This window comes from Agrobacterium sp. rho-13.3, from assembly GCF_033957765.2.
Taxonomy (GTDB): domain Bacteria; phylum Pseudomonadota; class Alphaproteobacteria; order Rhizobiales; family Rhizobiaceae; genus Agrobacterium.
In genome coordinates, this window is the sequence record NZ_CP192774.1 from 130,727 (window position 1) to 144,293 (window position 13,567).

11 protein-coding genes are annotated in these 13,567 nt (G+C 57.1%); 3 read left to right on the plus strand and 8 right to left on the minus strand.

Translation table 11 applies throughout. From position 1 onward, the window contains the following. Nucleotides 1-91: 91 nt before the first annotated feature. The 5 genes from RMR16_RS00645 to RMR16_RS00665 all read right to left on the minus strand — a co-directional run bounded on the left by RMR16_RS00645 (nucleotide 92) and on the right by RMR16_RS00665 (nucleotide 5,931). Nucleotides 92-964, minus strand: coding sequence for an ABC transporter ATP-binding protein (locus RMR16_RS00645; RefSeq protein ID WP_320201304.1), 873 nt, complete (start codon nucleotides 962-964; stop codon nucleotides 92-94). Beyond that, a complete protein-coding gene (locus tag RMR16_RS00650) occupies nucleotides 961-1,749 on the minus strand; it encodes an ABC transporter permease (RefSeq protein WP_320201305.1) in 789 nt (262 codons plus the stop codon). Before RMR16_RS00650 ends, RMR16_RS00645 begins: the two co-directional genes overlap by 4 nt. Beyond that, the gene (locus tag RMR16_RS00655) at nucleotides 1,739-2,563 is read right to left on the minus strand and encodes an ABC transporter permease (RefSeq protein ID WP_320201306.1); all 825 of its coding nucleotides are present in this window, start codon (nucleotides 2,561-2,563) and stop codon (nucleotides 1,739-1,741) included. Before RMR16_RS00655 ends, RMR16_RS00650 begins: the two co-directional genes overlap by 11 nt. Before the next feature lie 68 nt (nucleotides 2,564-2,631). Beyond that, nucleotides 2,632-3,711: an ABC transporter substrate-binding protein gene (locus RMR16_RS00660; RefSeq protein WP_320201307.1), complete on the minus strand. Its 1,080-nt coding sequence runs from the start codon at nucleotides 3,709-3,711 to the stop codon at nucleotides 2,632-2,634. 558 nt (nucleotides 3,712-4,269) lie between these two features. Beyond that, the gene (locus RMR16_RS00665) at nucleotides 4,270-5,931 is read right to left on the minus strand and encodes an amidohydrolase (protein ID WP_320201308.1); all 1,662 of its coding nucleotides are present in this window, start codon (nucleotides 5,929-5,931) and stop codon (nucleotides 4,270-4,272) included. Nucleotides 5,932-6,593: 662 nt separating this feature from the next. Here RMR16_RS00665 and RMR16_RS00670 point away from each other — a divergent pair. After that, nucleotides 6,594-7,664 carry an MBL fold metallo-hydrolase gene (locus RMR16_RS00670; protein WP_320201309.1) on the plus strand — a complete coding sequence of 357 codons (1,071 nt, stop codon included), beginning with the start codon at nucleotides 6,594-6,596 and terminating at the stop codon, nucleotides 7,662-7,664. A 417-nt stretch (nucleotides 7,665-8,081) separates the two neighbouring features. Further along, entirely contained in the window at nucleotides 8,082-9,041 is a 960-nt protein-coding gene (locus RMR16_RS00675; RefSeq protein ID WP_320201310.1) for an SDR family NAD(P)-dependent oxidoreductase, read from the plus strand. A gap of 189 nt (nucleotides 9,042-9,230) precedes the next feature. Here RMR16_RS00675 and RMR16_RS00680 read toward each other — a convergent pair whose 3' ends face one another. Next, nucleotides 9,231-11,165 (minus strand): glycosyltransferase family 2 protein, encoded by a 1,935-nt coding sequence (locus tag RMR16_RS00680; protein WP_320201311.1) that lies wholly within the window; start codon nucleotides 11,163-11,165, stop codon nucleotides 9,231-9,233. Between the two features lie 165 nt (nucleotides 11,166-11,330). Between RMR16_RS00680 and RMR16_RS00685 the strand changes: the two genes are divergently transcribed. Next, the gene (locus RMR16_RS00685) at nucleotides 11,331-12,095 is read left to right on the plus strand and encodes a transporter substrate-binding domain-containing protein (RefSeq protein WP_320201330.1); all 765 of its coding nucleotides are present in this window, start codon (nucleotides 11,331-11,333) and stop codon (nucleotides 12,093-12,095) included. Nucleotides 12,096-12,101: 6 nt separating this feature from the next. On the opposite strand, the gene RMR16_RS00690 is transcribed toward RMR16_RS00685, so the two are convergent. Together RMR16_RS00690 and RMR16_RS00695 are read right to left on the minus strand one after the other, a co-directional pair. After that, complete coding sequence (locus RMR16_RS00690) at nucleotides 12,102-12,767, minus strand: S24 family peptidase (RefSeq protein WP_320201312.1); 666 nt, start codon at nucleotides 12,765-12,767, stop codon at nucleotides 12,102-12,104. 118 nt (nucleotides 12,768-12,885) lie between these two features. Next, a complete protein-coding gene (locus tag RMR16_RS00695) occupies nucleotides 12,886-13,536 on the minus strand; it encodes a response regulator transcription factor (RefSeq protein ID WP_320201313.1) in 651 nt (216 codons plus the stop codon). Nucleotides 13,537-13,567: the final 31 nt, after the last annotated feature.

The window sequence follows — 13,567 nt, forward strand, 5'->3', positions numbered from 1 at the left end:
GCTGGCAAAACGGTTCTATTGAACCCGGAAAAACGCTAGCGGGTCATCCACCGCGATAGGATGGCCGTGAGACATAGAAAAGCGCCGCATCTCAAATGGGCAGCGGTGTGTCCTGTATCTTGTCCGGCGTGTTGCCGGTCGTTTCGAAAACCGTGGGCTCGCTTGCCTGATATGTCCCGGTCTCGACCCCCAAAAGCCTGAGAACCTGGTCCCGTAGGTCTATGAAGTCCCGGCTCGACCGGTCCCGCCGGGCCGTTTCCGGAATATTGAGGATCGTGGCGATCCGGCCCGGATGGGGCTGCATGACAACGATGCGGTGGCCGAGATGGACGGCTTCATCGACATCATGTGTCACCAGGAGGGCGGTCGTCTTTTCATGCTTCACAATACGCTTGAGTTCGTCCTGCAACTTGAGGCGCGTCAGCGCGTCCAGCGCGCCAAGCGGCTCATCCAGCAGCAAAAAACGCGGACGATTGACGAGCGCGCGGGCGATGGCAACGCGTTGAGCCATGCCACCGGACAGTTGGGAAGGGTAGGCCCGCGCGAATTGCGTCAAGCCCACGAGGTCGAGATGTTCCCGTACCGCGTCGTGTTTTTGGGCGCGTGAAAGAGGACTACGGCGCAGGGCGGCGGCGATGTTCGCTTCGACGGTGAGCCAGGGCAGCAGCCGATGATCCTGAAAAACGATCGATCGGTCGAGACCCGGCCGCTGAACCCGCGCACCATCGACGAGCAGATCGCCCTTATAGTCGAGATCGAGGCCGAGGATCAGACGTAGCAAAGTGGATTTGCCGCAGCCGGATGCACCGACAATCGTGACGAACTCCCCCGATTGGATGGAAAGGTCTATTCCTTCCAGCACCTTCAGCGTGCGCCCGGCGACGGCGAAACTCTTGTCCAGACCACGGATTTCCAGTGCCGGGACTGCCAGCTGAAAAGCGGATGTGTAAGATATCTGGTTCATCGTGTTCGTTTCCTGAGTATCCATGTTTCCAGCCAGAGGGCGGAGCTGTTGTAGAAAAGGCCGATCCCGCCCAGCACGATGATCCCTAGAAACAGCAGGTCCATGTCAAACAACTGGCTCGCTTCGTTCAGGCGTCCGCCGATGCCGGGCGTCACGTTGAGAAACAGCTCAGAACCGAGTGTCGCGAGCCAGGCGTAGATCAATCCGGTATGAAGGCCGGTAAAGATTGCGGGCAAAGCACCGGGCAACGCGACCAGGCGGGCGAAATCGACCCGGCTGAACAGCAGTACATCTGACAGCTCCCGGTAGGCCGCAGGTATCTCCCGCACGCCGCGCCATGTGTTGATCACCATCGGCTGCGAGGTGGCGACCGCGATGAAGGCGATCTTTCCGGCATCTCCGCCGCCAAACCAAACGGAGAGGAGCGGCACCCAGGCGAACAGTGCGATCTGGCGGAATGCCATCAGCGTCGGGCCGACGATCCGCTCTGCGGTGCGCGAAAAGCCGAGCACCAGTCCCAGAAAAAGGCCAGCAGAGGCGCCGATGGCAAAACCGGTCAGGTTTCTGCGCAAGCTCTCGCCGACATCGAACACCAACGTGCCGGCAGTGAGTTCGGCGACCGCACGGCTGGCGACACTCGCCGGCGAGGGCAAGAAACGCGGATCGACCCATCCGAACCGCCACGCTGCCAGCCAGATGAGGAGAACGATGCTGAAGGCTGCACAAGGGCGCCAAGACTGTGTGACGCGTGAAAGGCGACGAAGCGGTAAGGTCTTAGCGTTCATTGGTGGCGTCCGTCTTCCACGGCTGCACGAACCGCTCCAGATATTCCAGAGATAGGTTGAGAAGCAGGCCGACTGCGGCGATGACGATCATGGCAACGATAACGATTTCAAGCTGGAAGAGCTGGCGTCCCCAGACCATCAGATAGCCTAGTCCCTCGAACGAGGCGAGCAGTTCGACAATCACGATGGTCTGCCAGGCGGCGGACAGTCCCTCGCGGATGCCGGTAAACAGCGAGGGCAGGGACGCTGGTAGAACGATGGTCATTACGCGTTGCAGCGGTGTGAAATCGAGAACGCGTCCCAGTTCCAGCAGTTTCGGCGAAACGTTGGTCAGGGCGCGCGTCGTCGCCAGAAGGACCGGTATGAAGGTCGACCATGCGATACTGACATATTTCAGTTCTTCATCGATACCGACAAACAGAACAAGAAGCGGCAACCAAGCGAGGATGTTCACTTGGGCGATGGCAGTGAATACCGGCCAAACGAACGCCCTCAGTCGGGGAAGGAGACCCAATACCGCCCCCATGGTCAGGCCCAAAAGTGCGCCAATGGAAAACCCTGCGGCCACACGCCAAAGGCTGCGAAGCGTATGGTCGACCAGCGATCCGTCGCTCCAGAGTTCGACAAAAGTTGCCCAAACCACATGAGGAGCGGGCAGGATTTGCTGGGGAAGCCAACCGAACCGCGATGAGCTTTCCCAGGCAAGCAGAAGGACAAGCGGCAGCGACAGGGCGTAAGCAAGATCCGTCAGCACAACCCGAACAGTCGTGGATCGTCGTTGCGAGGTCGGATCGGTGGCAACAGTCAATGTCATCTGTCGTCCTTTTGTGAAACAAACCGGTGCGTAGCCGTCGCGGCGCATGTCGGCTCAAGGTCGTTCATTCAGTTGCTCTGCTTTTTGTCGAGATCGCCGGTTGTTGCGATCTTGCCGTCTGCCTTGAAGCTCGACCAATAGGTTTCAAGCTTTAGGTCTTTGAGCGCCTGCTGGAGATATTTTGGCTCAAACCAGCCGTCCACATCGACATCGGTTTTGATCAGCCCGTAGTCTTTTGCGCGCGCAGCCTGCTCCTTGTAGCGGGCGACGACGAAATCATCGATCAATGGGTTCAGCCGGTTTGCCAACGTGTCGCCTTCGATGTCGGCCTCGAATGTCTCCTTGGGGAAACCGGAGAGCGACCAGGCATCGAAGACGTCATTTTTGTTGGCCGGGTCTGAGGATAAGGCCGCAGCCCTGACGAAGGTGTTGACCACGCGCTGCGTGATATCGGGGTGAGCCTGTTCGAAAGCGGTCGTCACCAGATAGGATGAATTTCGCCCCAGCGTCGGATCATCGCCCTTGGTGGTATATACGATCTTCACGTTCCCTTTTTGGGCCAACGCCAGATATTCCGGACCGCCAAACACCGCGTCGACATTACCGGATGTCAGGGCTGGAATTGCTGCGTTCCCATCGAGATTGATGAAGCGGAGATCCTTTTCCTTAAGGCCGTGGGTGGAGAGCACACGATCCGTCGCGAGCTGTAGGTTGGTTCCCTTGAACAGCGCGACCTTCTTGCCCTTCAGATCATCGATGGATTGGATGGAGCTGTCTGCCGGTACGGCCAGATAAAGCGGGTCGTGACGGCCGGTCGCGAAGATGAACTTGTGGTCGAGACCGCGTGAGCGTCCGACGATGGCCGGCAAATCGCCGAGGAGAAAAAAGTCGAGCCGACTGGCGGCAATCGCTTCATTGATGGCTGGACCCGCGCCGCGAAAGAAGGTCCACTCGATCTTGACATCCTTGTCGGTCGCGAATTCATTTTCAATGAACGCGCGGGCACGGGCATAGGCTATCGCATCGCCATACGAATATTGCCGATTGTCGAGGCCCGCACCGGGATAACCGAAGCGGATGGTCACATCCGCAGCAAAGGCCGAGGAACCGATAAGGGCGGCAAGGGCCGCGATCATAAGACGTTTCATGTTGTTTCCCTGATAAGACGTTTAACGTTATTTCCGTATCCGGCGCTCAGGCGACTTTCGCCGAAGGTTTGGCGCCCTTGACATGCGCGATGCTTCTGCGCGCCTCGACGCTGACCGGAATATCGCCATCAACCGATCCTTGCGTCGGATGCCGGAATGGTCTGGTGGATGGAGACTGGATTGTTCATGAAAATATCCCGGTCGTTTTGGACACTTACAGGACGTAAAATATCCAAAGTGACATATGGTAGAATTTAAAATATTGCCTCTAAAGGTCGCGTCTCTATCGAACGAAATATTCATGAGAATTTATAGAGAAAATATTCTAAATCTGCGAGATTTCATGAAAAATATCGGCTATTGAGTCGCTGATTTGTTTAATTACTATTTGAGTTTCTAATTTATAATGATCGAATATGGAAGATATACTTTATATGCCAAGCAACATCCCGTCGTGGAGTTGCTTTTTTTCATTCCATTCCTTGTTCGGTTTGCCGGTCGGCGCATCGCTATCGGGTACAGATATTCTGCCCGGCCACGCTGCAAAGCGGGCTCTGGTCAATCGGACTGATAAACCGGTTTTCCGGCAAAATACGTCGCCAGCACCTTGGTTTCCGCGATGTCTCTGGGATCGATCGAGAATATATCGCGATCGAGGATGATAAAATCTGCTGCTTTGCCGGTCTCAATGGATCCGGTACTCTCACCAAAGCCTATGCTTTCAGCGGCGTTGATCGTGTATAGCGGAAGAGCTTCTTCGAGGGTGATCGACTGCTCCGGCCTGAAAACGCCGGGGTTTGCCCGCCAAGGATCTTCCCGCGTGATGAGCGCCGACAGTCCTGGCCAGGGATTTGGAGAGGGTGCGACCGCTGGCCAATCGGAACCAATGGTCACGGCTGCACCGGAATTGATGATATCTCTGACAGGCCAGCCACGATGGCTACGCTCTTCGCCGAGCAACTGTATACTCCCGTTTAAGATAGGGCCCGGGAACCACATTGGCGGGCAAAGATCAGCCAGTACATTTAAGGACGAGAGCCGCTTGATGTCGTCACTGTCGATATAGGTGAGGTGGGCAATTGAATGCTGCGGTCCATCGAAACCGTTGGCGGCGCGCACCTGTTCTATCGCATCAAGCGTGTGCGTAATGGCTAGATCGCCAATGGCGTGAATCTTGACGGAAATACCCTGCGCATCCAGCGGCAAAATCAGGTTCCGTAATTCTTCGACAGAATAGAACGGTGCGGCAGACTGCGCACGTCCTCCATTGACCGAGCGATAGGGAGCTTTAAATGCAGCGGTCATCGATACCGCAACGCCATCCATGAAATATTTTACAAAATCGACATTCACGTATTGTGATGCATAGTCTTGCCGGCGGTCAATGACAGATGGCCCTGTGCCATCACGTTCAGAGGGTACGGGAGTATGGGTTGAAATGAACGTCGCTACCCGGACGGTCAGTTCTCCACGTCGGTCGGCATCGCGGAAACCCTGCATGGTCTGGGCCGACGTTACCGCATGGGCCAACCCTGTGATCCCGCAGGAATTGAACACATTCCCGGCATGGCGGATAACCGCGTCAACCTCGCCCGCCGACAAGCTGGGCATCGCTTCAAAAATCAAAGAGCTTGCGGTTTCCAGAAGGAGACCAACAGGATCCCCGTTCTCGTCCAGTACGATGCCGCCATGATCTGGGACTTTGGTATTCCTGTCGATCCCTGCCGCGCGCATCGCGGCGGTATTGACGAAAAGGGTGTGAAAGCTGATATCCCGAAGAACGGTTGGCCGGTGGCCCGTTGCTTCATCCAGGCGTTTCAGGGCATCGGGATGCGAGAGTATGGGTAGCAGCTTGCGTCCCTCCCAACCGCCACCCTTCAGCCATTGTCCATCGGGAAGAACGGCAGCCGCTGCGCGCACCCGTTCAATGATTTGGTCGAAATCATCGCGTGGGGAAAGGGCCAGTTCGAACAAAGCTGCACGCGCGCCTTCAAATGCATGGCAATGACCGTCAATCAATCCCGGCAACACGATGCGTCCGGCAAAATCGACAACTTTGGTTGCGTCATCGATAAGGGGTGTCATTTCGGCCAGAGACCCCGTGGCCATAAACTGACCATGTCGGATTGCCAGAGCTTCGACCCAGGGCTTTTTCGGATCAAGGGTGTAGATCCGGGCATTTTGGATCACGAGCTCAGCCGCTACCGGGTGTGACGACATGCAATTTCCTTTTTTTTAAAGAGGTCGAAGCGGTGCCGCGCTGATATCGCGCGCCGCCATCGCCTAAAATATCGCGGTTGTTGTTCTCAAAATTAAGTTCGTTCCGGTGGAGCGGCAGAAAACCCGTGCCCAGCGCCTATCGTCATATTAACAACGCTCTTGTTGCTGGAAGAAGGCGTTTTGGATAGGCTCAACCCGATGGGTGGCTTTCAAAGACACATCCTTAGCCAGCCTCAGTTCAACTGCCGTTTCCTTCCTTTCTGGGTTCGGTGGTATTTAGAGAATGCCGTTCTTGACATCGTCATGTGAATGCTATTCACTAATTTCGTCAAGTCAAAAATGAATTTAAACTATAAATTTAGTGTCCTATTTTTTTAGCGAAGGCGGCGGGGGGACGCGTCTACGACCGAAGAACGATGCGGTTTCATTGTGTATTGGCTCGGATGGATATTATCGGACGTCGCCATCAGCCACAGGCACGCCGCACTGTCCTGGGAGGCTCCGATTTAGCGTGATGGCCGCCTTGGAGCACGAGGGTCTAGCGCCAAGGGCGTGCGCCGCAGATGATGAGGGTATCCAACCGACACAGCTATTCCGTTGCCACCGCAACCACTCGGGTAAACGCGGGCTATGATCAGCTCACCATAAGCGAAGAGGAAAAAATGTCCGTCACAGCCGGTTTTAAACAACGCTGCGTGCGAACTGGAAAAACAATTTGGCGCACGCTCAGGGTTAGACTCGGTCTGGCTATCGGGTGTTCATCGCCCGTTGCCTCCTTCGCCGACCCCGTATTCGACAATCCCCAAAACCGATATGACCCCGGCCCCCCGCGCGATCTTTCGCCAATCGGCGTAAAAAGCCGCTTCGTTGTCTTGGGCAGCGGCCTGCCTCTTCCTTTGCCACATCGCCGTGGACCTGCTTCGGCGGTGCTTGTGAACGACCGGGCATATTTCTTCGATGCCGGGGCGGGAATCTGGGCTGGCATTGCCAACGCGGCCTCTGTTCACGGCGGTGAGGTTTCAAAGGCTTTGGACCGTCAGAGGCTGTCGCCGCTGTTTCTCACCCACCTTCACCCCGATCACACCGTCGGTATACCGGAGTTCCTGTTCCTGAGTTGGTTCCTTGGCCGCGCCACTCCGATTGACATCTATGGTCCGCCGGGGACAGAGCGCCGCGTCGATAAGATCATTGAGGCCTGGCAAGATACGATTGACGCCGAACTCACGTCAGGGCCGTTCCACGCGCCAGAAAATGGCTGGAAAGCCAACGGGATCGATGTGGCGGTTGGGAACCGAGGGGTCGTCTTTAAAGATGAGAACGTCACCGTCGAAGCGTTTTGGCATAAGCACACCAATCTGGACTATAATTACGCCTACCGGGTCACGACTCCGGATCGGGTGATCGTGATTGGCGGCGATGGCGGTGACGATGACAATCTCATCGAGGCCGCAAAAGATGCGGACATTTTTGTAATGGAACTGCAAACGGAAAAAGACCTTGCCAATACCCCCTGGGGAGGCGAGTCCCTCGAAGAAAAGAGGGATTATATCGGGTCTTTCCATATCTTCCCCGACCAACTGGCAAGGGTTGCCAAAGCGGCAAATGTAAAAACGCTGGTCCTCTATCATCTGGGCAATTATTCCCGTCCATTTGACGGTGAAGCTTTGCTGAAAGAGATGAGAAAAGTCTACGACGGCAAAATTTACCAATCCCGTGACGGGGATGTATTCTGACGAAGGCCAGCACTCGCGGGTTCGATTGCGCTGTCGCCGGTGATCGACTTGATGACCGATATCATGTCTTCGTTCGAAACCAGCCGAACGATTGGGATGGTGGCCGTTGAAGCCTTGCGCAGCCCGAGCTGTATGATCGAAGGCTCTAGAGTCGCGATCAACCCCGCCAGTTGACACCGATCAATGTGCGGTTGATCCTGAACGAATTCCGCCTCATGGCCTGCTGCTTGAAGACGCTTAGGCGGCTCGCGTCACAGCTGTGCCTTGAGTGTTGCGTATGCCATTTCGATGGCGTTCAGGTCTGACGAATGGAGCGGTCAGGCCAACCATTGGAAGGATCAGGCAGGGATTTGGCAGCATCAGGCATTCGGTCCCGCGGGAGACGGCCTATATTGGCGCCAGTCAAAGGAGACCTCTATGGATACCAACTCCCCCAACAGCTTCAACGCGACCTCGACCACCGACGACGTGCTCGACGGCATCGACCTTTCGGGCAAGCGCGTTTTTGTCACCGGTGTTTCGGCCGGGCTCGGCGTTGAGACCGCACGCGTGCTCGTCGCCCATGGCGCGCATGTCGTCGGCACCGCACGTGATCTCGACAAGGCGCGCCGTGCCACAAGCGGCGTCAAGGGACCGGGTAAGCTCGATATTTTTGAATGCGACCTCGCCTCTTTGGCCAGTGTGCGCGCTTGTGCCGACGCACTGAATGCGAAGGGCGACACGTTCGATGTGGTCATCGCCAATGCTGGCGTTATGGCTGTGCCTGAGAAGCGCGAGACCGTCGACGGCTTCGAGTTGCAGTTCGGCACGAACCATCTCGGCCATTTCGTGCTGGTCAACCGCATCGCGGCGTTGATCAAGGATGGCGGTCGGCTGGTCAACCTCTCTTCGAGAGGTCACCAGGGTTCGGACGTCAATCTTGACGACCCCGATTTCGAGCGCACCGAATATACCCCGTTCGGCGCCTATGGCCGCTCCAAGACCGCCAACATCCTGTTTGCGGTGGAGTTCGATCGTCGGCATCGGGGCCGCGGCGTGCGCGCCACCGCTTTGCATCCCGGCGTCATACAAACCGAGCTGGCCCGGCATATCAGCGCCGAAGATTTGAACAGGCAGGCCGAGATCGTCAAAGCCTCGATGCCCAAGGGACAGACCTTGACGTCAAAGAGCATCCCGCAGGGCGCTGCGACATCGGTTTGGGCTGGCTTCGTCGCCAGCAAGGACGAGGTGGGTGGGCGCTATTGCGAGGACTGCCATGTCGCCGAGCTTTTCGCGGGCGAGGGCGTCAGCAATGGTGTGAAGGCCTATGCGATCGACCCGGACAATGCGAAAGCGCTCTGGCTAAAGAGCGAGGAAATGGTCGGCGAGACGTTCTGATCGTCTTGCGGACGGCAATCGGGCAGAACGGCGTGGGGTGGTCAAGCTTGTCGGCTGACATCCCGCCCGTCGCTTCTCTGACCAGTCTTCCGCCAGCGAATATTGGCCGTCATTATTGAAGGATGGACATAGTATTCTCAGCGGAATGATGATCTGCGCAATGGCCTTTTATCGCTGAGAAGCCATATTTCATTTCCGCACCACCGGCCTGTGCGGTGTTTTGTTCCACACAAAAGGTTTACAGCGAAGCTCATAGACAGCGCGCCATGCGGCGGCGGAAAGCATGAGCCAATAGAGTGGGGTGGCCAGCCATCGCCTGCCGATGAGGCCGCGTTCGTGCGGGATCATGGCGCGGGTGCCCATCAGCAGGAAAATTGTGTAGCTGGCGAGGATGTTCAGCGTGTCGACCGCAAACAGGGCGAGTTGTGATGGCGGCAACGTGGCTGTTCCGTCCGTCCAGATCGTTTTTCCCATCGCCAGAACATAGACGATAAACAGCGGGTGGGTCAGGGATGACAGCAGCATACCGCCGATCAATAAATGGAAAACAAGATAGGCCCGCCAACCCATTTCTCGTGCAACCCGAATGGGCGAGCGCATCATGACAAGCCAGCTTTGCAGCCAGCCTTTGAACCACCGGGTTCGCTGGTTCATCCACACGGAAATCTCGGTCGGGGCATCCTCCAGGGTCTGATAGCTGATGACATCCGACGAATAGCCGAGCCGGTAAAGCCGCATCCCGAGATCGGCATCCTCCGTCACGTTATAGGGATCCCAGGCGCCGACCTTGCGTAAAATCGAAGCGCGGAAATGGTTGGATGTGCCGCCCAGCGGCAAGGGCATATTCATGCGGGCAAGCATGGGCAACATGCGCCTGAACAGGGCGGAATATTCCAGCGAGAAGGACGAGGTGATCCATGAGACGTTGGCATTGCTGATGATCAGCGGTGCCTGCAAGCAGGCCAGATGGTCAGGCGCGGAGCGAAAGCGCGCATGTGCCTCGCGCAACTGTTTGGGGTGGGGGCGATCCTCAGCGTCGTAAACCGCAATGAATTCACCGCGCGCACCAGCGAGTGTGTAACTCAAAGCCTTCGGTTTTGTTCGTGGCAGGGATGGCGGCACCTCGACGATTTCGACATGAGTTCCGGGATTGAGACGCCGGATCGCTTCAATGGTGGCTGTGTCGTCGGCTTCGCAGACGAGCTTGATATCCAGCAAGGATTTTGGCCAGTCCAGGCGATCAAGCGCGTTGACAAGCTGCTCGACGATCGCCTCTTCCCGGTAAAGCGCAACGAGAATCGTATAGACCGGCAGATTTTCCTCCGGGGCTTGCGCCAGCAAGACCAGCGTTTGACGCGCCGGTTTGGACCGCAGGGGCACCAGCCGGAACAGAACTGCCGCCGTGTAAAGCGACGCGGTCAGGATGTGCAGAAGCTGAAAGGTCAACGGAGGAGAAAGCAGCATCGAGCCGCACAGAATGGTTGCACCGACGCCCAGCACAAAGCCTTGTTTTCCATGCAAGGTGATGCGGGCCGAATGGTGCGGTGTTGCATCGAAAAGCGCGTTTATGGTCTGGCGGGTGCGTCTTTCCGATCCGGCCTCCCACACCGCTTTTCGCAGCGCAGAGGGTGTCGTCACGACCAGATCGGCGCAAATTCCCGGTCTGCTGTCCAATGCGTTTTTCAACCGTTCGATGCTGCTGACATCCGGTACGATGGCGATAAGCGGTTTGCTGTCATCCGGCGACAGGCGAACCATTCTGGTGTCCAGAAGCTGGACATCCAACGAAGGTGTATCCACCACGATGGTCGCGTTGAGTTCCGGCACGAAGGCCAGCCGCAGAAACCTTGCAAAAGCGCCGAAATAGGCATCTTCCGTGACCAGTCCGCTGGCCAGCAATTCGGCTTCGAACGTCGAGCCGTTGCGTGATGCGTGCGCGGTAAAACTATCGATATAGGGCTTTCCCAAGCCAAGTGTTTTGAGAAAAGCGACATCATTGCCTTCCGCCGGATTGCTGCTGAGGAACGCGAATGGATCATCTTCCAGAGGATTGAACGCAACAATTTCGTCCTGCACAAGCATCGCGTTTTGCGATTCTTGTGTATACTCGTCAAAACGCGACATACACATACTCATTCACCAAAACGGTGATACCACATCAATGCCCTGCGCCGGATCATACACATGCGCCCTCTAGTTGCATCCCTGAAAATAACTAGTATTCTTGCTGCGGTTGCTTTTTTTGCCGCTGTTCCGGTCAGCGCGGATGCCTTGGGGCAGGGTGGTCGTCTGCCAGTGCTGTTCGATGCGCAGGAACGATTGCCCGGCGCAGATTTGTCGACCCTCTCGCGTATCCGCATTGTGATGTCGGTGGATTTTCCGCCGTTCAACTTTACCGATCAGGATGGAAGGCTGGTGGGTTTCCACGTCGATCTTGCCCGCGAGATTTGTGCGCAACTGAAGATCGAAAGCAAATGCCAGGTGCAGGCGCTGCCTTTTGACGAGCTGGAAGCGGCTGTGGAAATGGGCGAGGGCGAGGCGGTCATGTCCGGCGTTGCGTCCAGCGCGGATCTGCGCAAAAGCTTCAGCTTCACCCGGCCTTATCTGCTTTTGCCCGCCCGGTTTGCCGTCAATAAATCGGTCAAGCTGAACGGACAATCGGCGGCCAGTGCGCTTGCCGCCAAAAAGGTGGGTGTTGTCACCAACTCCCGCCACGAAGCCATGCTCAAGGCATTTTTCCCCGCAGTCGCGGTCAACGGTTTCGGTGGTTATGAGCCGATGTACGAAGCGCTGAAAACCGGCAAAATCGATGCCGTCTTTGCCGATGGGCTGCGCTTGCCGTTCTGGGTCGCGGGCACGGCATCAGCCAATTGCTGCGTCATGTTCGACGGTCCTTACATGTCGGACAAATTTTTAGGCGAGGGGCTGTCGATCATGACGGTCGACCCGGAAAACAAGCTGGTTCCGGCCTTCGATCAGGCGCTGGCAGCGCTGTCCCGCAACGGGCGGCTGGAGGAAATCTACCGCCGTTATTTCCCGTATGGATTGTTCTAGAACACGCTACTGGCTGGCCCAGATAATCCGGGCCACCCATTCCACATCGGCCAGATCGAAGCTGCGATTGGGGTGTTCGGGGTTGAGCGAAAAAAGCTCGATGGTTTTTGCCGTCTGCCGCGCCAGCACCTTGGCCATCACTTCGCCCTCACGGCTTTTGACCACCACGCGGTCGCCGCGCCGCACCTGTGCGCCGGGTTCCACAATCAGTACATCACCGTCGCGGTACAGCGGCATCATGCTGTCGCCCTGGACTTCCAGCGCGTAGCAACCCGCCTTGTGGCCGGGCGAGGCGGGAAAATCCACCACATCCCAGCCTTGGCCAGCCGGAAAGCCGCCATCGTCGAAGAAACCGCCAGAGCCAGCCTGCGCAAAACCGAGCAGGGGAATGCCGCCTGTCTGGGGCGGGAAATTGCCTTCGGGCAGGCCACTCTTGCCGGCATGGCTCAAAGCGTAACCGAAGAACTGGTCGATTGTCGCGCCGGTTGCCTCCAGCACTTTGGAAATGGATTCCGTTGAAGGCCAGCGCTGGCGCCCATCCGGCCCCAGCCGCTTGGATTTGTTGAACGAGGTCGGATCCAGGCCCGCTTTCCGCGCCAAGCCGGACGGCGTCAGCTGGTTGCGGTCGGCAAGCGTGTCGATTGCACTCCAGATATTATCATGTGAAAGCATGGTTGCGCGCCCGGGTGGAGCTGCGTCGTCACGCGGCTCTTCAATACCTGCTTTAAATTAGACAAACAGATGAAAGGAGTAAAGCGAAAAAGGAATAAAATCCTTGCTCCTCTGCGCTTTACGCCACCAGCGCCGACATGTTGATTTTGGAAAGCTGAATGACCGCCTGCGTGCGGCTGTCCACTTTCAGCTTCAGCAGGATTGCCGAGACATGTGCCTTGATCGTGGCTTCGGAAACACTCAGCTCATAGGCAATCTGCTTGTTGAGCAGACCTTCCCCCAACATGCCCAGCACGCGGCTTTGCTGCGGCGTCAGCGTGCGCAAACGGTTGATGAGGTCAGCCATGTTAGGGTCGTGATCCTGCCCGCTCTGACAGGATGCGGGTATCCACACGTCACCTTCCAGCACGGCGCGCATTCCGGCGCGAATATCCTCGATGCCCGAGGATTTGGAGATGAAACCGGATGCGCCGAGTTCTATGGCCCGGCGCATGGTGGCGGGATCATCCGTGGCGGACACGATGACGATAGGCAGGCTGGAAAACTCGGCCCTCAGTGCCATCAGCCCGGAAAAACCGCTGACACCCGGCATGGCAAGGTCCAGCAGCATCAAATCCGCATCCGGTTGATTTTCAACGGCTTTCCGCGCCGCGTCGAAATCGCCCGCCTCGATGATCGTGTTGTCGCCGTCCAGCCCGGTCACCGCCTGGCGCAATGCGCCACGGAACAGCGGATGGTCATCTGCAATGATAATCGTAAGTTGTGACATGCCGCGCCCCCTCCCAAGAGCATTTCATGTA